This is a genomic window from Paenibacillus sp. OK076 (assembly GCF_900110055.1).
Lineage (GTDB): Bacteria > Bacillota > Bacilli > Paenibacillales > Paenibacillaceae > Paenibacillus.
Map to the genome: position 1 here is coordinate 165566 of NZ_FOCH01000003.1, position 19122 is coordinate 184687.

Sequence of the window (19122 nt, forward strand, 5' to 3'; positions counted from 1 at the left end):
ATGGTAAAACTTGATAAAAGAACGTACGTTCGGTATAATGGAAATATACTTAATGAGCGAGAGGCAGATATGGACGACAAATTTATTAAGGAACTACGCGAAATTAGTCGGGATGACAGAAGAAGGTCCGAATTTATGATCCAAGGCATGAAGGAAACACTGCAGGGAAGAAAAGAAGAAAGTAGATTCAAGCGCTGGATTCGGCGTAAGAAAACAGAGAAGAAAATTTCACAACGATTCAATCAGGATCCCTCTTCGGATCAAAAGTAACCACATAAAAAGGAGGCGGAATACGCCTCCTTTATTATTTATATGAATGCCTATTCGTCTAGATATGCAAAATAAAAACAATACTTATTTCGCACCCGCCCGGACCAACATCGCTTCGATTTCCTTGAAGCCTTTATTCTTAGCATGAATAAGCGGTGATACACCATCACGATCCGAAAGGTTTACGTCTGCTCCATGATCAATGAGTAATTGAATTGTCTGCTGCTGATTTTTATTTCCATCGTTCAAAATGATCGCTTCAAGCAGTGCTGTCCATCCCAATTGATTAATATGGTCCACATTCACTGAAGTTTGGGTCAGCAGTTCTCGTACCACATCCACGTATCCATGCTCCGAAGCTGGAATCAGTGCAGTTCCTCCATATCGATTCGTTATCGCTGGATCGGCTCCCGCCTCAATCGTCAGCTTCAGAATATCCAAGTACCCTTCAGCGCCAGCGTACAAAAACGGGTTATTTTTCATATCATCCTGTACATTAACATCTGCACCCGCTTCAATCAACATTGTGGCTGATGCCAGATCATTGTTGTACGTTGCAATCATAACAGCTGTTCTTCCGCTCTGATCCTGAGCATTGATATTGGCGCCCTCTTGAATCCATTTTTTAATACTCTCGGTGTCTCTTCCCTCTGCAGCCTTCAACAACAGCACATCCGGAGAAGTTGATAACTTCTCCTCCACCTTCGAGTCGTTTCTCACCTCAGGCACGCAGCCCTGAACGACGAACATACTGCTTATTAGGATAATGATCATCAGCGACTTATTCATACTGCCTCCCTTACTACAGTGTCACCGTTACCGAAGAAGCGACACTCCAATTCCCAACTGGATTTATTGTATAGGTCGTGCCTGGGATTAACTTGCCATCATTAACAAGATCGAATACGCCCGTGGCGCCTTTCCGACTTGAATATTTATATGTCGCTGTCAGAACGTCACCGTTAGGTGATGTTAATGTTACACTTCGACCAGAGAACAGCTCATCTCCAGGATCTTGGGCCAGCGTAACTTCAACTGAAGTTTCACTCACACCTTGGGCACTCACAACCTCCAACGAATCAAACGACCTTGCGGTGAAAGAAGCGTTATTGATGTTCGCCCAGTCAGAAGAAACCGTATATGTCACACCGGATTGCAATGTTTGTCCTTCGGGCAAACGGAATTTCGGTTCTTGTTTGCCATCTGTCGATTGCGTGAACGGAACATATTTGGCAACGATTGGCTCGCCACCTTCTGGCGTAATCACGACTTGTCTTGCCTGCATGGAGGAGATAATTTGATACGTTTTGCCTTCTGCTTGTTCTTGGTCATTCAACACAAACGCACTAGCCCCTCGACCACCGCTGTATGCTGAAATGATATAGCCGTAATCCACTACACCCTTCGCTTGCAGCGCTTCAATCTCGAACGTATCATTTGTTATTTGACTAACCGTCGTCATGTTTAATTTCGTGCCGCTGCCTTCAAAGGAACCAGCATCTTGGCCTTTATAAGTGAGGCTGTATACTTCACCTGCACGTTGAACGGACGTTGGAACGATGTACGTCGCAACGGACCCTGTTTTCAGACGAGGCATGTTAGTCAATGTCAACCCACCACTGAGGGCAAAATCGGTTTGTGCCTTGGCAAACACTTCATCTGCTGCTGTCAGCGGTTTGTCGAATGTGACAATTAACGTAATGGCATTCAGCGATCTAACGCTCTGAATTTGAGCCTTCTCCGAAGGAATAGCCTGGTGGGCCGTTTGCAACAGCACCGCTGTTTCGCCGCGTGTGGTCGAATCGTTCTCGGAGTAGAACGTGCTCATCCAATGGTGAACAGATTTCACATCACGCTGCATCGCTTTGGATACGACTTGTTCGAGTTCTGCATCCGTCACTTGACTGTGTGGATTGAATTGTCCGTTATTCGCCTGCATGATGCCAAGTTCAACGAGCTTTGATGCATACGGTGCATACCACGCGTCAGGATTAACGTCCGTTAATTCTACGCTTTCTCCCGTCTTGCCCTCCAGATTAAACGTTTTGAATACCAGTGATGCTAATTCTGCGCGGGTAATGGCTCTATTCTCACCCATGGATTGATCGGCATAACCGTTCATGATCCCCAGGCTGTTCAGTTCCTTGATGGCAGCCTCAATCTGCGGGTTAGTAAGCTGTGTCGTTGTAGCTGCAACGTTAGTAACGTATGTAGCTGCATATGCTTGATTCGCAGTTAGCGGGAATACTGCTGAGCCTAATGCAGTTATGGTTAAAAATGTAGCTATTTTTCGGGTTGTAGGATTCATGTATGAATTCCTCCTCTATAGGTTGAAGTTGCCTGTATCTATAGAATAGAGGACAAAAAGAAACTCCCAAGGACAAAAATATTAACAAATTATAAACTGAATCTGATTTTTCTCGAAACTTATACGGTGAATCGGTAACCCGCGCCCCAAACGGTTTCAATGTACTCCGGATTTTTGGGGTCTGCCTCCAGCTTCCCACGCAATTTGCGAATATGAACGGTAACCGTCGCAATATCCCCGCTGGAATCCATGCTCCAGATCCGCTCGAACAGATCCGATTTGCTGAATACACGGTTGGGATGACTCGCAAGAAATACGAGTAGATCGAATTCTTTGGTTGTAATTGCTACCTCTTCGCCATTAGCAAAAACGCGGCGCGCTCCCTTGTCGATATGAAGCCCGCGAATGTGAATTTCATCCTGTTCGGCTGGTTTGCTTTTGCCAAGCAATCTCTCGTATCGGGTCAAATGAGCCTTCGCTCTTGCAACCAACTCGCTTGGGCTGAACGGCTTCGTAATAAAATCATCAACACCCAAATTGAACGTTCTAATCTTATCGATCTCCTCCTTTTTCGCGGAGACCACAAGGATCGGCACCTCTTTCACTTCACGAATGCGCCTGCAACATTCGAAGCCGTCCAGTCCCGGCAGCATCAGATCAACTATAATCAGATTGTAACTCCCCTCCAGAGCCAGCTTCAGCCCTTCATCTCCGTTGTGGCAGAGCTCTACAGAAAACCCGTTGAGTTCGAAATAGTCCCGTTCCAGTTCCGCAATCGTTGTTTCGTCCTCAATAATCAAAATGTTTGTCATTTTCCCATCAGCCCCTCCTCTTCATTTAGCCGTTTTAGTTTGATATAAATGATTGTGCCGTCATTGGGTTTGCTTTCGGCCCAGATGAAACCTCCGTGTCCATCGATGATTTGGCGGGCAATCGCCAGTCCCAATCCACTTCCGCCTGTTGAGGAGTTGCGAGATTGTTCTGCCCGATAAAAGCGTTCAAATATATAAGGCAGCGCCTCTTCCGGTATTCCGCTACCATTATCTTTAAAGGCCATCGTAATCCACTCTGCATCTGCTTCAAGTGTAATGCCAAATCGTTTTTGTTCATTCTCCATATATTTAAGTGCATTATCCACTACATTGACAACGGTGCGTTTTAATTTATCCAGATCCACAGAAGCCATGACCGAACCAGAGGCCCGATTATCCCAATCCAAAGCCACTCCTTTGTCCTCCAGATCGTATCTCAGCTCTTCAATGCTGTCTTCCAGGAAATCGACAAGATCTACCACTTTAAACAGGAAGGGTTCCTGATTCAAGTCGAGCTTTGAGTACAGAAACAGTTCATCCACCAGCTTATCCATGCTGACTGCTTTGGAGTGAATGATATTGACGTATGATTCCATTTTTTCCGGAGTGTTGGCCACTCCATCACGAATTCCCTCAATATAACCTTTAATATTGGTGATCGGGGTACGAAGGTCATGCGAAATGTTGGAGATGAGTTCTCGGCGGTTCGCCTCGTCCTGCTGGCGCAACTCATTGGAGCGTTGCAATTGATTCCGCATGCTCTCAAACGCTTCGCTGAGCTGTCCAACCTCATCATTGGAGTTAAGCTGAAGCTTGAAGGTCAGATTTCCGTCCTTGATATGTTCGGCTGAACTCCGTAGTTGATTCAATGGTTTAATGAAGCTGCGGGTGATCCAGCGGAACAAGAGCAGGTTCGCAATGATGAGGACCCCGATGAGCAAAACTGACATCACAGGCAGCAGCTTGCGAGTAAGTTCAGCAAATGGGCTTCTCTCCCGAATGACGAAGATACTTCCCCGTTCTCCATCTGAATATTTAAAATCAAATTTCGCATACGCATAGAATCGTTCACTGATGTTAAAGGTACTCCGAATCTGATAATTGTTAAGATCATAGGCAGGCAGTGCTTGCTTCAGTTCTGGCTGGTTGAAGGTCAACGATTCGAAGATCTGGTTATTCTCCCGTCTGACGTAGAGCCCCGACTTCTCGGCTCGAAGCTTCATGTCGTACTCGCGCAGCAAAACCTTGTTCTGCAGCTCGTCCGGATCATTTTTGGCCAGAAACTTCATCTCTTGAAAGATCGATTCTCCCTGTTCCGTGAGTGGATTCACCTGATAATGTACTTTGTAAATATCGCGAAACCCCTGCAGATCGCCTGTTGCAGCAATCGTATACAGACTAGCCGTAAGCAGGATGAACAGCAAACTTATGACGAGCATACCCGTAAAGGACAGCAACATTTTTATTCGAATGGACATGGTATCCCCTTCTTAATCATGCTATTGGGTTAGTTAGTGCACATGTTAACACAAGATTGATCCAAATGCCCATAGGAGTATTCCATATCAGCAGTGCTGCCTGAACAGAAGAAAAACCCAAGGTCGTAAAAATGACCTGGGTTTCTCAACAATCAGAGGAGAAATACACCTCCCTAGTTATTTACTTATGCGAATCATTCGGAAAGAACTGTGTGTGAGTCCTTTGCAATATATCTATGTTCAACTTTGTTTTACGGTAAAATGGCAAACGAGCGCACTGGAAAGCCGGACGCCTTTTCTGCCTTAGGTACGATATTGAAGATCACCGCACCTTTAGCTGGTACCTGATCCAGATTCGTTAACAGCTCTACCTGATATGTATCCCGGGCAAGTACATAATATTCTGCCAGAAGTGCCCCGTTCTTTTGATAGTCTACAGCTGAATCAGTGTCGAAGGTCTCATGGCCGATCGCCTGTATTTTTCTTTCCTCGAATAAAAACATTAGCGCACTGACTGACCATCCGGGTGCATGACTGTTGCCCTCAGCATCCTTGTTGTCGAATGCTTCATGACTGGGCCAGCGTTTGCTCCAATCGGTACGCAGTGCTACAAAGCTACCAGCTTCAATAACGCCATGCTCTTTTTCAAACTCAAGAATATGCTCGACATCTAGCGTGAAATCCGGATTGCTCTCTACAGCCTCAGATTGATCAATGACCACCAGCGGTAGCACAAGCTCCTTTAAGCCCAGTTCATCGAGATACCGGGTATCCCGCACAAAGTGAATTGGCGCATCCAGATGTGTACCATATTGACCGGGAAACCTGAAACTCTGGGCGAAGAAGCCTTGATCGTGATTAAACAACGTATCGAATTGTGCCGCATCAAAAGCTGAGAAATGTGGAGATTCCGGTCCAAACGTATGGGTCAGATCCACCCACTTCTTTTCTTTTAATAATTGAATCGCTTGAATGAGTTCATTGGACATCCGAATCACCTCATACATAGAATGGAATAAATTGTTACTATTATATCGTATTCCATTCCATGCGAAAATATCGAATGTCAGCTATTTGATCGAATTCATTAACTCGAAGAAGTATTTCGGTTCATGAGTCTGATATAGATTGAACCAAGAATCTAAAGTCTCCGGTGTAAATACATCTAGCACCTTTAATACATGCATCGCAAATTCCAACGGAGCTATGCCTGATGCTGTAACTAAATTATCATCCGTTACGGAAGGTACCATTTCATAGTATTTTTCTCCAATATAATGAGGACAAATCATTTTCAAATATTCCAGATCATTGCTTGTATGCCTTCTGGAGTCTAGCAATCCTGTCCTCGCAAGACCAACGGTTGCACCACATATTGCCGCAACAACATGACCTTTTTCCAAAGATGTCGAAGCTTTTTTCAATATAGGCTCGTGAATGGATTCCATCCAAGTATTCCCGCCTGGAAGAATCAACACATCCGTACTTTCCACCATACACTCAGCAACTGAAATGTGAGGTAATATTTCCAATCCTCCCATGGTAGTCACTGGACTTTTATCAACACCAACAGCAACCACCTCTATCGGCGCCAGCCCCTTTTTAAAATACCTTCCCGAGTTTAGTTCAGCAATTAAATAACCAACCTCCCAGTCTGACATCGTATCAAATACATAAAGATATGCTTTTTTGGTATGCATAGTGCACTTCCCTTCTAGTCGATACCCCTATTATAAAAAAACTTTACTGACATCTTCCGTCAGTAAAGTTTTTTAAAATTGATCATAATCAATTAGCTCATATAGTGGGTTCAATCCCTTTTTGGTTTGAATACTCCAGAGTATAGTCCCCATTATTTTTAGAACTCCCCTTTTGCGGGCGGCCTTCTCTTCGAAAAAAGGTACTGTAATTCTTAATTACGAAACATCTTAGCTTTATAAAATTCACTGTTTCATGGCTATATCCTCAAACTCGGTTTATGTAAAATGATTCGAACTCAGCAACAGAGTCGAACTGGTTGATAGATACGCCTTCTCTTTTGAGATGATTCTCCAACTGATCTATAAGCTGCAGGACGGCTAATCGTAATGGTTCAAAATCGTTTGGATTTAACAGTGCAACCAGATCTGGATACCCATAATTAACGTAAAATTCGCGATGCTCACCCAAGTCCATCATACCAGGCCAACGCCCCTTTTCCGCCGCATACAATATTCGGGATAACCCGTCTTGCAGCCCAATAGCAACGAAGAAGGCTGTTTCGTAATGGCCTTTTTCGCACGCAGTTAACAGTTTATTCACCATCCCTTTTTCCTCTTCGTAGTACCCTCGCAGTTGCTCTTTATAAGAGCGAGTCTCTTCTTGGCTGTTTTGTCGCTCCGATATGAGACCAAGTGTATCCGCTGTCAGATTCTCGCACGCTGATACTATTTCATCTGGAGAAAGGCTGAACATCATTGTATCAAGGTATGGGTCCAGTTGATCCGGTTTAATGGGAAGATTTCTAACTTGCTCACGATAGTGACCCCAACTGCGTTTATAGTAAATTTGGTTCAAAAAGCCAAGCGACATGAAAATGTTTCCCGCAATCTTTTGAGCGTGGGTTCGACAATAGGACAGGTCCTTGGTGTTTTTGGAAAGACGCATTTTAGCTATGCTGATAAAGCATTCCTTTAATACGGACTCAGCTTTGCTGATCATATCCGATGCGTTGGATTTACTCCCCATCTTGGATATTGTTTCGCGAAGTTCCATGAACCTGGCCAGATCATCATCTGATCGGACATATAACAATTCACAATCTGCTATAATCGTCGTATTCCATTCTTCAGATGTTGCCATTCTTTCAGCACGACCCCATCCGATGGGCCAGAAATCAAAACTTATGCCTTCGATCATAAACTGGCACTCCACTTCTCTACCCCTGGCCGTCGCCGGAATGAAGAAGAAATCCAAATCCGAACGTTCAGTCGCTCGCCCCTGCAAATATGATCCGTAATATCCGACAATTGCAACATCTTGAGGATAATGAGTCTTAATATGTTTTACAATAATGTCTGATACAGCAAAAACATCAATCATCAGATAACCTCCTCATTGTATTTCAATTTCAGATTGGCTACCTATACACCTTTATTAAAGTAAGGGTTAGCTTAATCCCATTCTACAAATTTTGGGACATCTATTTTATTCGAGACCTAGTACCAAGACCCCTTTTAGAGGATCATGTTCTGAGATTTACATTTGAAAATGAACATCAACAAATCGCCTACATCCCGCCTCAGAGTTAAATTTTCGTTTCCCGTTATTCGAAAAAAGGCTACCGCTAGGGTAGCCTACTCTCATATCTTCATTCTCGAGTACTCACTTTTAGTCAAACCATATAGATATTCATCGTAATGCTGTCCATTAGTGAATACCATATTTCTGAGTTTCCCTTCTTGGACAAATCCAAGACGCTCATGAAGTTCTAGTGAACCTTGATTAAAAGCATAAACATGTGCAGTAACTTTCTGATAGCGTAACTCTTCAAAGTAATATCGCAACAATATTTTTACAGCTTCTGATGCATAACCATTGCGCCAGAATTCTCTGAAGATAGCAACACCGTACGTAAAAGTTCCATTTCGGGTATCACAGTTATTCGAACTTATGCTTCCCACTAATACTCCATCTAAAGTCTCGACCGCGAGCATAATTTTATCCCCATCAGGACCACGGGATGCCTGGTGTTCAGCCCAAGCTTTTGTACCCTCTTCCGATCTTGGGAAATTTATTACATCGCAAAGTCTAGCACAGTCAGAATCAGAATCATTATTGTGGAACTTATCCCAATCAGTTGGGAGAATTGCACGTAATCTAACTTTATGACCTGTCCAAATATTATTTTCCATTATAGATCCTCCTAAGGTTTATTTACTCCTACCTCACTCATATATGAATTAAGGCGGAGATCTGGCCTTGGGATCTAAGTCTTCATATACTACATCGTTCTCATTCCTTTCAACACTTACTTCAAGTATATACCGTAATATTCCATTCTTTCAAATTATATTATTCAGTGCTCTTTTTCCGCATACAAGATACAACTCCTAAAATATCACTGGTTCCCCATATGGGTATTTTCGTGTGAATTTTAGGAGGTGTACATCAGAAACAAAAATCTAACTTGAAACATTTAACGTCAATCCTCGTTTATTCTACTCGAATGACCAGTTTCCCGCGTGTGTGATGGGTTTCGCTTTTTTCGTGCGCTTCACGCAGTCCTTGTTCACTCAAGGGGTATATCTCATCAATGATGGGTCTCAGCTTGCCCTCAGCAGCGAGCTCGGCCAACTGATCGAGTTGATCCCCTTTGGGTTCCATCATGAAGACGTTGGCGGTTACACCAACTTCCTTAGCCAGCGTTTCATCCGGCTGTTCCACAAGCGATACCAGATGTCCACCGGCCTTCAATACCTTGAAGCTATCACGCTGAATGTCACCACCCATCGTGTCCAGCACGACATCGTACCCGGAGAGAATCTCCGAGAAGTCTTCTTTTTTATAGTTGATAAAATGGTCCACTCCCAGCGAATGAAGCAATTCCTCATTCGCTTCACTTGCGGTGGAGGCCACTTCAGCGCCAAAATATTTGGCAATCTGGATGGCATAGGTTCCTACACCACCTGCTCCCGCATGAATGAGAACCTTCTGCCCTTTGGCAAGTCGTCCATGGTCGACAAGTGCCTGCCAGGCCGTCATGGCTGCTAGCGGTATGGCAGCTGCTTCCTCGAAGCTCAGATTTTCTGGGATACGGGCAATGATGTCCGCATCCACGGCCACATATTCTGCATAGGTCCCGAAATGACGAGGACGGGCAAATACACGATCTCCCGCTCTGAACCTTGCCACATTTGAACCCGCTTCAGTCACCGTACCGGCAACATCCCCGCCCAATATTAGTGGGAAAGAATCCGCTGCCTCTTTCATATGCCCTTGTCTGACTTTGAAATCCACCGGGTTCACAGAAGTAGCATGAATGCGGATCAGCACCTGATTCACTCCACATGCCGGCTTGGGCATTTCCTTTTCCTTCAATTGTTCCGCTCCACCGAACTTTTCAATCACAATTGCTTTCATTAGAGATCCCAGCCTTTCCATAGAATTATCGTTATGCTCTCCTTCTTCATTACCCTTCCCGGACGTTCAGTTGACCTATATTCATGAATTCGCAGCAGGTTTGGGTTCACAATCCAGATCAGGAACCGTGATATAATGGAGAACGGTTGAACCTAAATAACTGAACAAGCGAGGTAGCGATGTGGAAATTGAAGTAAGTACATTACATGCATTTTCGGACAAGCCTCTCGGTGGAAACCCCGCAGGCGTTGTTTTACAAGCAGAACATTTATCAGACTCTCAGATGCAGAAGATTGCCAGACAAGTCGGATTTTCAGAGACCGCGTTTGTTATGCCATCGGATCAGGCTGATTTCAAAGTTCGTTACTTCACCCCTAGTGATGAAGTTGATCTATGTGGACATGCAACGATTGCCTTATTTTATTTAATGAAAGCACAGCATATCGTTGATGTAGGTGTATACACGTTGGAGACGTTAGCCGGAATACTTGAAGTCGTTGTCCAGAACAATGGTGAAGTCTATCTGTCTCAGACACTTCCGGAGTTCGGAGAGCTCATTGACCGACAAGACATTGCAGATTCTCTGGGTATTTCTACACATGATTTACATGCCGAACTACCTGTACAGATCGTATCTACCGGATTGCGCGATATCTTGATTGCGGTTAACCATGTTGATGTTCTGTCAAAAATCATTCCTGATCTTCAGCTTATCGCTAAAATGAGCAAAGCTAACCATGTCGTAGGTTATCACGTATTTGCACTTGAACCAGATGAAGAGAGCACTCTGGCAGAATGCCGGAATTTTGCTCCCCTCTACGATATCCCGGAAGAGAGCGCAACAGGTACATCTAACGGTGCTTTACTCTGTTATTTACATAAATACAATCAACTTTCAGATCCCCACGATACAACCTATACGATTAGACAAGGATACACCATGGACCGCCCCTCGGAGATTCGAGCGAGATTAACACTGGGCATTTCCAATGAAATTACAAAGATTCAAGTGGGTGGGGTCGCGGTTCATATAGAGAACATTCGAATCCAACTTTCATAAATGCTGCGCTTGAATCTGATGTAAAAATCGTAACACGGCTTGCTCCAATTGATTCAGCCCTGGCTGTTCTATAGGAAAGTGGCCCGCTCCTTCCAATACTACGCATTCCTTTTCCACCTTCAATCGATCAAAAAAAGATTGGCTGAACCGTAATGGTGTCATCGGGTCCAGTTCGGGGTGAACCAGCAGTACAGGACATTGGTCAAACTGTTCCGGGTCTACCTCCGGATTCTTATTCAGGAATGTTCTTAACAGTTCCAACGGTACACGCGTCGCTGCCGCCTGTGGATCATTCATAATAAGTCGGGTCAAATCCGAATTATTGGTAATCAGCTGCATACGTGATACTTGCTTCACAGAGATCCGTATATGATCCAGTAAAGCAGGAAACTGATCCATCATACGTTTGCCCCATCGGCTCACCAGACGGTTTGGTGCAAGCTGGTCACGCATATCCGCATCACTCGTGTCCACAAAAGTGGTTACGATCAAGCCTTGTACGTGCTCACTGCGTGCACTCGTGTGATAAGCCAGCATGCCTCCGATGCTGCTTCCCAACGCCACGATCGGCTTGCCGTCTTTCCTAAATTCCCGATCAGCGAGTGAAACAAGCAGCTTGATCCATAGTTCATAATTGAGGCGTGTCCCAGGCAACGGATAGCTCAGTCCATACGGTGGAAGATCTGGCGATATGACCTCATAGCCTCGGAGCTGCAACATTCGAGCATAAGGAGCGAGCAACCTGCCATTGCCTCCGGCTCCATGAATGAACAGAATTTTGATCGGCGAATCGGGCGCGGGCAGACGATCGATGTGCAGATGAACCCCGTTCAATTCCCACCACTCCTCTTCAGGATTCGCATGGTCCCCTAGCCTGAATTGTTCCGGGAAGAAGGCTTGATACTGTTTCCAATAATGATGTGATGAATGATATGAAGGCAGATTATCCATGCTGTACATTCTCCTCTTGTCGTAAAACCCATTTAATTCAGTTGCGTGAGCATCATCTTATATAACCAAAAAAAGCCGTGCATTGCACGACTTTTCATTAAGCATACTTTTGAGCATGATTCTTTCCAAGAAATCTTCCTACCTCTGTCAATCCGGAAACTGTACATTACCCGGTACAATATAGGCTCCACCCGATCCACTTTCAGGCAAAGCCGGAAGGGTATCACTCACTACCTGCCCGCGAATATCGGTGATGCGAATGTTCAATTTTTCTTTACCCAGTCCAGTTCCCAGGAAATGATTATAGTCCTGTTTCTCCAGATTGAGCCATGTGCCGTCCTTTTGCTTCACTTCGAGCTTCAGCACCGGATATTTATGATTCCGAACCTGGATCGCTGCCCACCACTGACTGCTGCCTTCTTTGATCCGATAGGAAACGTTACCTTTGACCGGAGCTTTTACGACTTTCCAACTGATATCGATTTTGCCTGCCTTCGGGTCCCCGATCAGGTTAAAGGCATTTGGTGAAAGATCCAGCGCACCACTGGCTCCCTCAGGATACAGATCCGTTACATATACGGTCGTTTTGCCTTTGGGACCTTGCACCTCCAGATACGCTCCCGCCAGCGCAGCCTTGATGCCATTATAATTAAGCTGATATGGATTAAGTGCCGTAATTTTCATGTCCGCAGGAATAGGGTCTAATAGTAGAGCTCCTCCCGAGTATCCTGAACCTGTGTAAGTAGCGTAACCTTTGTATGTATCATTCCATGCAGCAGATGCCGGCAATGCAAACAGCACTAAGCCTAACAATAACGTGGTACCTACCCATTTTAACCGTTGAAATCTGCTTTTTTGATTCATGTCAAAATCCTCCTGTCGTCAGATACATGCTAGATTGCTAGGTTGTTAGATTCGAATATAACATTATTTTACATAAATTATTATTATTTTCAATCTAATCAGCTAAATTGCTTCCAAAGTCCCGCCCTAGTCTCACCCCTTCCCCGAGCATGAAAACAACATGTTTACCTCACTTGAATTAGGTGTTTAGACCCGCTAAGGTACTCATCTATTCCATAAAAAGAAAAGCGCCACACCGGGGAGAAATTCACTTCTCCATGCGGTGTGACGCTTATGGACCCGAGCCCAGAAACTCAATACAGAGTCACATTTGTTTTTTTGGCTATCCTATCCTCTTCACAAAGGCAGGAACAGTTCGCATAGATTCACTCTGTCTGCCTTCGTTTCATTCTTTTCCTCAAGCGGGCATATTGACTGTAGATCCAGGGTGATTCTTTTGTCAGAATCGGGCCGAGCACCGCCAGAATTAACACATATAACACGGCAAAAGACTGTATGGAAGCCATCAGGCCTCCTGCCTTGCCGATGTTCGCCATAATGATGGAGAACTCTCCACGGGATACGAGCGTGAACCCCACATTGAGAGAAGCCTTGGGAGTCATCCCCGCCAGTCTTCCAGCGATCATTCCTGCTCCGTAGTTGCTGGCAATCGTCAGAACCACCGCAATGAGCGTCATGCCAACGGCTCCGCCGAGAGAGGAAGGTTCAATGGTCAGGCCAAAGCTGAAAAAGAAGATGGCTCCAAAGAAATCTTTGAACGGCATGATCTGATGCTCAATTCGGCTGGCATGTCTCGATTCTCCCAGAACCAGCCCCATCATCAGAGCTCCAATCGCCTCGGCTACATGCAATGTTTCCGAGAAACCCGCCACCAGAAAGAGCAGCGTCATAACCGTAAGCAGAAATAACTCCGATGACTTGATGTTGAGTGCCTTATCGATATACTTGATGCATTTCCTGCCTATGATCAGAAATAGCACAATAAATAGCAGTGCGGACAGGGATACAAGCAGGACGCTGAGGAATGAGGTAGCCCCACTAAGCACAAGTCCCGTCAGGATGGAGATATGAATGGCGATGAACAGATCATCAAACATGATCATGCCCATAATAATCTCCGTCTCCGGGTTCGCCGTTCGCTTCAGATCCACGAGTACTTTAGCCACAATAGCTGTGGAAGAACTCGTCATGATACCACAGACAACCAACGTTTCCTTAAGTGGCAGCTCCATGAACCATCCCAGCAGCAGACCGGAAGCAAAATTTAGGCCAACGTAGAACATACCTCCGGTCAGAATGGCTTTACCTGACTTCAATAGACGGGATACCGAAAATTCAAGTCCCAGATAAAAGAGTAAAAACAGAATGCCCAGCCTGCCCATAAATTCAATAAAGGATGAGCTTTCGATAAAACGTAAATCCACAATGCCAATCTGTGGTGCATGCGGTCCAACAGCCATACCAATCAGAATATAGAAAGGAATGACCGAGAATCGTAATCGTGCAGATATTAGCCCCGTAAGTGTAATCAGCGCAACGGCAATTCCCACTTCGAATATGAGCATATCCATAGGCTAGAGCCGTCCATTGGATAACAACTGTTTTAACAGTTTGATCTGATCCCGTTCACCAGCGACAACAACCGTAGACCCCGCGGTAAAGATAAAATCCGGACCCGGATTAAACTGCTTCGTCCTGTTCTTCTCCACCACAGCCAGAATAACTGCTCCTGTTGCCTGGCGAATATTCAGTTCTCCGATCGTTCTCCCTATACTCTCAGAATTCGGCTCAATGCGGAGCCACTCAATTAACAGCCCCTCCAACATAACTTCACGTTCATCCTGAAAGGTTGGTTTGTACGTCATGCCGCCGACAATAGCCGCTACCGCACGGGCCTCATCATCATCTAATGTGATCAGTGACACCATGTCTCCAATTTCTTCTGGCGAATCACCTGATTCCATGTGAAACAGGTCACGCCGCTCATCATTATGGATGACGATGACCAAATGCTCACCGCTGCGTGTATGCAGCCAATATTTGCGTCCAATTCCCGGCAAATCCGTCTCTTTAAAGTGCATGATCTGCACCCCCAGTGGACATCCGATTCAAAGAGTCATTGTTTAACGCAATATCCATAATGCGTACTCGCATCGAGCCAGCCGGTATATTAATCGACCTCACTTCTCCCTTGAGCCCAAGCAATAACTGCCGTCCCACAGGGGAGAGAAAGGAAATATGCCCCGCATCCGGGTCCGCGTCATCCGGCATCACAATGGTGAACGAATCAGCTGTATGAAAGTCAACGTACTCAAAACGGATCAAGCTACCGATAAGTACCACCGAGTCCAGAGCTTCATCCGAACCGAGGAGCAGCTTCTCCACACACGTTGTATAGGTGGCAAGCAGCCGTTCCATCTGCGAACGTTCCGGATCACGCACGTCAAAATAGGCGTCGAGAAATGTTCTTTTCTCTTCACCGAATATAATGAGCTGGTTCACCAGCATTTCTCTGCAATTTTGAAAGGAGGACCTATGGTTCATAATAAATCTCACCTCCTATACAAGCCTTGTTCTCCATGTTGATTCGCATGTTTTTCTTCATCATGTTGCTCTCCTCCTTCATATAGATAAAAAAACCACGGATACCGCGGTCTTACTACCATCTTACCAAAACTAATTTTTTAATCCAGTATATTCGGTTAACTTCACGTTATATAACGCTTAAAGGAATGTTCAGCCTGTCTTCAATATCTAACCTTCACATCGTATGACAGATCCATAGAAGATTTTAATAAGCCTTAAAAAACATTTTATGGCTTTTTATCTCGTATTTTTATTGGGTTTCATGTATATTTAACTACAAACTTTTATGCAATTTATACAAATATCCATCCCAAGACTTTAACACAATAAAGGAGTGCATTGAAAAAGTGTCGACTATAACTAAGGATTCAACTCAAGTATCTGCAGCAGAGTATGTTCATTCCGTTTACGAATCGGTTATCGCCAGAAATCCACAGGAAAGTGAATTCCATCAGGCTGTCAAAGAGATCCTGGACTCGCTAATTCCGGTCATTGCAGCTCATCCGAAATATCGGGAGAATGGCTTGCTTGAACAGCTTGTTGAACCAGAACGTGTCATTACGTTCCGTGTGCCTTGGGTAGATGATCAAGGCAAGGTGCAAGTAAACCGTGGATTCCGTGTTCAGTTCAACAGCGCAATTGGACCTTACAAAGGCGGACTTCGTTTCCACCCTTCCGTTTACTCGGGAATCGTTAAATTCCTTGGGTTCGAACAAATTTTCAAAAATGCACTGACTGGCCTGCCAATCGGCGGTGGTAAAGGTGGTTCCGACTTCGATCCAAAAGGAAAATCAGATCTGGAAGTTATGCGTTTCACGCAAAGCTTCATGACTGAGCTGTACAAATATATCGGTTCCGATGCGGACGTACCTGCCGGCGACATTGGTGTAGGTGCACGGGAAATCGGTTATATGTTCGGACAGTACAAACGTATCAGCGGTGGACACGAAGCTGGCGTACTCACAGGTAAAGGCTTGCTGTACGGGGGAAGTCTTGCCCGTAAGGAAGCTACAGGATTCGGATGCGTGTACTTTGTGAAGGAGATGCTGGCATCCAAAGGACTGAGCTTCAAGGACAGCACAGTGGTCGTCTCCGGTTCGGGTAATGTATCCATTTATGCCATTCAGAAGGCTCAGGAGCTTGGAGCTAATGTTGTGGCGTGTAGTGACTCTGGGGGTTACATCTATGACGCTCAAGGAATCAATCTGGATACCGTAAAAAGATTAAAAGAGGTTGATCGTCTGCGGATCAGCGAATATGTCAAAGAACATCCGCATGCCGTCTACACCGAAGGCTGTGAAGGCATCTGGTCTATCCCTTGTGATATCGCGCTGCCTTGTGCAACGCAAAACGAAATCGACGAACAGGCTGCTGCATTGCTCGTGCAAGGCGGAGTTAAAGCGATCGGTGAAGGGGCGAATATGCCTTCTACTCTGGCTGCGATTGACGTTTTTCATAAAGAAGGCGTTCTGTTTGGACCAGCCAAAGCGGCTAATGCTGGTGGAGTCGCCGTGTCCGCACTTGAAATGTCGCAGAACAGCATGCGGTTGTCCTGGTCATTTGAAGAAGTGGACGCTAAGCTGCATGACATTATGTCGAACATCTACACCAGCTGTGTTCAGGCAGCGGATGAGTACGGCTGTGCAGGTAACCTGCTTGCCGGAGCGAACATCGCAGGCTTCCTGAAGGTGGCAGACGCCATGCTCGCACAAGGTATCGTCTAACTTAGGTAAACCCATTCACCACAGGAATTTTCCAGCCAGTGTAATGGCATTTTTCCTAAGATAATAAAGGGCAGTTCTCCCCAGGGAGAGCTGCCCTTTTGCTACTTTTACACATGCAGAACCTCGGCATACGGACTAACCCAAAAAGCCGCCAAAATGGCGGCTCCTAACGACGATATGGCTTAAGAACGAATGGTTTTCAGGGCTCCGCTCCAGGACAGCACTTGGTCAAGCATACCGTTTAGGTTCGTCAAATGCAGATCAGCCGGTTTGAAGGTTCCGTTATCAAAATCGGTAAATAGCGAAAGTGCGGGATGAACACGAACATCAGCAACCGACAACTCACCTAGAATGCCCCGCAGATGTTCTGCAGCACGTGCACCACCTACTGAACCGTAACTGACAATCCCGGCAGCTTTGTCATTCCATGCCTCACGGGCATAATCCAAAGCATTTTTCAGTGATGCGGAGATGCTGTGGTTATACTCCTGTACAATGAATACGAACCCGTCCAGACTTGCCAGCTTCGCATTCCAGGCAGTAGCCTGCTCCGTTGCATCCGCTTCTCCCAAGAGAGGCAGCTTGTAATCAGCAATATCCACGATCTCATAGTTGGCATCTCCACGTGCATCCGCAATCTGTTTTACCCATTCTCCAACCTGTGGACTCAAACGCCCCTCACGTGTGCTCCCAAGAATAATTCCAATGTTAAGTTTCGACATCGTTTGTTCCTCCTCTTGTGTGTTGTTGTTTGTTTTTCCGAATAATTTATCCATAAAGCCCATATTGACACCATCCTGTATCCGTTTGGTTTAATTTCTTCTGTTGATATTGATAATAAGTAATTAAATTCATTTAGTCAAGTAACTTACGTAAAGTTTGTATTTATTTTTTTAACTTTATCTTTATCATACAAATATTGTTATGAATTTATTCTACATAGCAGCATATTGATCGAAATTCAGCCTGATGGTAAAGTTGTAATGACCTTAAAATAGCAAGTCTTTTAATTAAAGGAAGTGTACAAATGACTAATCAAGCATTCAGTAGCAATCAGGCTACTCTGCATTTAAGTGCAGACTGCGAGCAATGTTTTGGTCTATGCTGTGTTGCCTTGCCGTATGGCAAATCCTCAGACTTTGCTTTTGATAAATCCAGCGGTACCCCCTGTCCCAATCTCCGTACCGATAACCGCTGTGGTATCCATACACAGCTGCGACAGAAGGGGTTCAAGGGCTGCACAGTCTACGATTGTTTCGGGGCTGGTCAGAAACTATCACAAATTACATATGCGGGCAGGGATTGGCGTAATCATCCCGAATCTGCTGCCGAGATGTTCGATTGCTTGCCTGTCATGAAGCAGCTTCATGAGATGATGAGCTATATCAATGAAATGCTTCAGCTGCCGGAAACATCATCCATCCATGCCGCGTTGAAGGACGTATATCGGGAAACGGAACGACTAACCGATCTGGAGCCATCTGCCATATTACGTCTCGATATTCCCGCACATCGGGCGGTGGTGAACGAACTGCTTGTACAGGCCAGCGAGATGGTGCGGGCAAAGGTTCCAGCTTCGGGTAAGGGACCATCCCAATCGAAGACCAAAAAGCGTACGGGAAGAGACTTTCTGGGTGCCAATCTTAAAGGCGCTGACCTTCGGGGTGCAAGCTTTAGAGGTGCCTTAATGATAGCGGCTGATTTACGAAATGCAGATATGAGAAACACCGATCTGATCGGGACCGACTTGCGGGATGCGAATCTGGGCGGAGCAGATCTGAGAGGCAGTATCTTTCTGACACAATCCCAGCTCAACTCGGCAAAAGGCAGTGCAGATACCAAGTTGCCTTATCATTTAAACCTTCCCTCACACTGGCTGTAGGGAAGACTAACCCAAGATGAAGTATGAATCAGGAATGAATATGAATAAACCATGAATAGGTACTCA

The 19122-nt window shown here is 45.2% G+C and carries 19 protein-coding genes; 4 read left to right on the forward strand and 15 right to left on the reverse strand.

Annotated elements, in window-relative coordinates; genetic code table 11:
* Window positions 1-69: 69 nt before the first annotated feature.
* Window positions 70-270, forward strand: a complete 201-nt coding sequence (locus BMY78_RS23270; RefSeq protein ID WP_090904006.1) for a hypothetical protein — start codon at window positions 70-72, stop codon at window positions 268-270.
* A gap of 84 nt (window positions 271-354) precedes the next feature.
* Here BMY78_RS23270 and BMY78_RS23275 read toward each other — a convergent pair whose 3' ends face one another.
* The 9 genes from BMY78_RS23275 to BMY78_RS23315 all read right to left on the reverse strand — a co-directional run bounded on the left by BMY78_RS23275 (window position 355) and on the right by BMY78_RS23315 (window position 9989).
* Window positions 355-1059, reverse strand: coding sequence for an ankyrin repeat domain-containing protein (locus tag BMY78_RS23275; RefSeq protein ID WP_090903762.1), 705 nt, complete (start codon window positions 1057-1059; stop codon window positions 355-357).
* A gap of 13 nt (window positions 1060-1072) precedes the next feature.
* Entirely contained in the window at window positions 1073-2578 is a 1506-nt protein-coding gene (locus BMY78_RS23280; protein ID WP_090903763.1) for an S-layer homology domain-containing protein, read from the reverse strand.
* A gap of 119 nt (window positions 2579-2697) precedes the next feature.
* On the reverse strand, window positions 2698-3390 hold the full coding sequence (locus tag BMY78_RS23285) for a response regulator transcription factor (protein ID WP_090903764.1): 693 nt from the start codon (window positions 3388-3390) through the stop codon (window positions 2698-2700).
* Entirely contained in the window at window positions 3387-4868 is a 1482-nt protein-coding gene (locus tag BMY78_RS23290; RefSeq protein ID WP_090903765.1) for a sensor histidine kinase, read from the reverse strand. Before BMY78_RS23290 ends, BMY78_RS23285 begins: the two co-directional genes overlap by 4 nt.
* A gap of 251 nt (window positions 4869-5119) precedes the next feature.
* On the reverse strand, window positions 5120-5857 hold the full coding sequence (locus BMY78_RS23295) for a cyclase family protein (protein WP_090903766.1): 738 nt from the start codon (window positions 5855-5857) through the stop codon (window positions 5120-5122).
* 81 nt (window positions 5858-5938) lie between these two features.
* Window positions 5939-6568 carry a type 1 glutamine amidotransferase family protein gene (locus tag BMY78_RS23300; RefSeq protein WP_090903767.1) on the reverse strand — a complete coding sequence of 210 codons (630 nt, stop codon included), beginning with the start codon at window positions 6566-6568 and terminating at the stop codon, window positions 5939-5941.
* A gap of 265 nt (window positions 6569-6833) precedes the next feature.
* Window positions 6834-7949: a nucleotidyltransferase domain-containing protein gene (locus BMY78_RS23305; RefSeq protein ID WP_090903768.1), complete on the reverse strand. Its 1116-nt coding sequence runs from the start codon at window positions 7947-7949 to the stop codon at window positions 6834-6836.
* A 260-nt stretch (window positions 7950-8209) separates the two neighbouring features.
* A complete protein-coding gene (locus tag BMY78_RS23310) occupies window positions 8210-8761 on the reverse strand; it encodes a GNAT family N-acetyltransferase (RefSeq protein ID WP_090903769.1) in 552 nt (183 codons plus the stop codon).
* A 301-nt stretch (window positions 8762-9062) separates the two neighbouring features.
* Window positions 9063-9989, reverse strand: a complete 927-nt coding sequence (locus tag BMY78_RS23315; RefSeq protein WP_177185849.1) for an NADP-dependent oxidoreductase — start codon at window positions 9987-9989, stop codon at window positions 9063-9065.
* 181 nt (window positions 9990-10170) lie between these two features.
* Between BMY78_RS23315 and BMY78_RS23320 the strand changes: the two genes are divergently transcribed.
* On the forward strand, window positions 10171-11049 hold the full coding sequence (locus BMY78_RS23320; RefSeq protein ID WP_090903771.1) for a PhzF family phenazine biosynthesis protein: 879 nt from the start codon (window positions 10171-10173) through the stop codon (window positions 11047-11049).
* On the opposite strand, the gene BMY78_RS23325 is transcribed toward BMY78_RS23320, so the two are convergent.
* The 5 genes from BMY78_RS23325 to BMY78_RS23345 all read right to left on the reverse strand — a co-directional run bounded on the left by BMY78_RS23325 (window position 11044) and on the right by BMY78_RS23345 (window position 15408).
* Window positions 11044-12000, reverse strand: a complete 957-nt coding sequence (locus BMY78_RS23325; RefSeq protein WP_090903772.1) for an alpha/beta hydrolase — start codon at window positions 11998-12000, stop codon at window positions 11044-11046. The two genes, BMY78_RS23320 and BMY78_RS23325, sit on opposite strands and share 6 nt — an antisense overlap.
* Window positions 12001-12147: 147 nt before the next feature.
* Entirely contained in the window at window positions 12148-12864 is a 717-nt protein-coding gene (locus tag BMY78_RS23330) for an expansin ExlX (protein ID WP_090903773.1), read from the reverse strand.
* 365 nt (window positions 12865-13229) lie between these two features.
* Window positions 13230-14435, reverse strand: coding sequence for a cation:proton antiporter (locus tag BMY78_RS23335; RefSeq protein WP_090903774.1), 1206 nt, complete (start codon window positions 14433-14435; stop codon window positions 13230-13232).
* Between the two features lie 3 nt (window positions 14436-14438).
* Entirely contained in the window at window positions 14439-14945 is a 507-nt protein-coding gene (locus BMY78_RS23340; RefSeq protein WP_090903775.1) for a cation:proton antiporter regulatory subunit, read from the reverse strand.
* Window positions 14935-15408 carry a GreA/GreB family elongation factor gene (locus BMY78_RS23345; RefSeq protein ID WP_090903776.1) on the reverse strand — a complete coding sequence of 158 codons (474 nt, stop codon included), beginning with the start codon at window positions 15406-15408 and terminating at the stop codon, window positions 14935-14937. The genes BMY78_RS23340 and BMY78_RS23345 overlap by 11 nt, the downstream gene beginning before the upstream one ends.
* Window positions 15409-15797: 389 nt before the next feature.
* Here BMY78_RS23345 and gdhA point away from each other — a divergent pair, with 389 nt between their 5' ends.
* The gene (gene gdhA / locus BMY78_RS23350; protein ID WP_024628646.1) at window positions 15798-17174 is read left to right on the forward strand and encodes an NADP-specific glutamate dehydrogenase; all 1377 of its coding nucleotides are present in this window, start codon (window positions 15798-15800) and stop codon (window positions 17172-17174) included.
* A 182-nt stretch (window positions 17175-17356) separates the two neighbouring features.
* Here gdhA and BMY78_RS23355 read toward each other — a convergent pair whose 3' ends face one another.
* The gene (locus BMY78_RS23355) at window positions 17357-17896 is read right to left on the reverse strand and encodes an NADPH-dependent FMN reductase (protein ID WP_090904007.1); all 540 of its coding nucleotides are present in this window, start codon (window positions 17894-17896) and stop codon (window positions 17357-17359) included.
* A gap of 305 nt (window positions 17897-18201) precedes the next feature.
* Between BMY78_RS23355 and BMY78_RS23360 the strand changes: the two genes are divergently transcribed.
* Window positions 18202-19056, forward strand: a complete 855-nt coding sequence (locus tag BMY78_RS23360; protein ID WP_090903777.1) for a pentapeptide repeat-containing protein — start codon at window positions 18202-18204, stop codon at window positions 19054-19056.
* The last annotated feature ends 66 nt before the right edge of the window (window positions 19057-19122 follow it).

Coding starts and splice junctions, on each gene's coding strand:
- BMY78_RS23270 (WP_090904006.1), top strand. CDS start 70: ATGGACGACAAATTTATTAAGGAACTACGCGAAATTAGTCGGGATGAC.
- BMY78_RS23275 (WP_090903762.1), bottom strand. CDS start 1,059: ATGAATAAGTCGCTGATGATCATTATCCTAATAAGCAGTATGTTCGTC.
- BMY78_RS23280 (WP_090903763.1), bottom strand. CDS start 2,578: ATGAATCCTACAACCCGAAAAATAGCTACATTTTTAACCATAACTGCA.
- BMY78_RS23285 (WP_090903764.1), bottom strand. CDS start 3,390: ATGACAAACATTTTGATTATTGAGGACGAAACAACGATTGCGGAACTG.
- BMY78_RS23290 (WP_090903765.1), bottom strand. CDS start 4,868: ATGTCCATTCGAATAAAAATGTTGCTGTCCTTTACGGGTATGCTCGTC.
- BMY78_RS23295 (WP_090903766.1), bottom strand. CDS start 5,857: ATGTCCAATGAACTCATTCAAGCGATTCAATTATTAAAAGAAAAGAAG.
- BMY78_RS23300 (WP_090903767.1), bottom strand. CDS start 6,568: ATGCATACCAAAAAAGCATATCTTTATGTATTTGATACGATGTCAGAC.
- BMY78_RS23305 (WP_090903768.1), bottom strand. CDS start 7,949: ATGATTGATGTTTTTGCTGTATCAGACATTATTGTAAAACATATTAAG.
- BMY78_RS23310 (WP_090903769.1), bottom strand. CDS start 8,761: ATGGAAAATAATATTTGGACAGGTCATAAAGTTAGATTACGTGCAATT.
- BMY78_RS23315 (WP_177185849.1), bottom strand. CDS start 9,989: ATGAAAGCAATTGTGATTGAAAAGTTCGGTGGAGCGGAACAATTGAAG.
- BMY78_RS23325 (WP_090903772.1), bottom strand. CDS start 12,000: ATGGATAATCTGCCTTCATATCATTCATCACATCATTATTGGAAACAG.
- BMY78_RS23330 (WP_090903773.1), bottom strand. CDS start 12,864: ATGAATCAAAAAAGCAGATTTCAACGGTTAAAATGGGTAGGTACCACG.
- BMY78_RS23335 (WP_090903774.1), bottom strand. CDS start 14,435: ATGGATATGCTCATATTCGAAGTGGGAATTGCCGTTGCGCTGATTACA.
- BMY78_RS23340 (WP_090903775.1), bottom strand. CDS start 14,945: ATGCACTTTAAAGAGACGGATTTGCCGGGAATTGGACGCAAATATTGG.
- BMY78_RS23345 (WP_090903776.1), bottom strand. CDS start 15,408: ATGAACCATAGGTCCTCCTTTCAAAATTGCAGAGAAATGCTGGTGAAC.
- BMY78_RS23355 (WP_090904007.1), bottom strand. CDS start 17,896: ATGTCGAAACTTAACATTGGAATTATTCTTGGGAGCACACGTGAGGGG.
- BMY78_RS23360 (WP_090903777.1), top strand. CDS start 18,202: ATGACTAATCAAGCATTCAGTAGCAATCAGGCTACTCTGCATTTAAGT.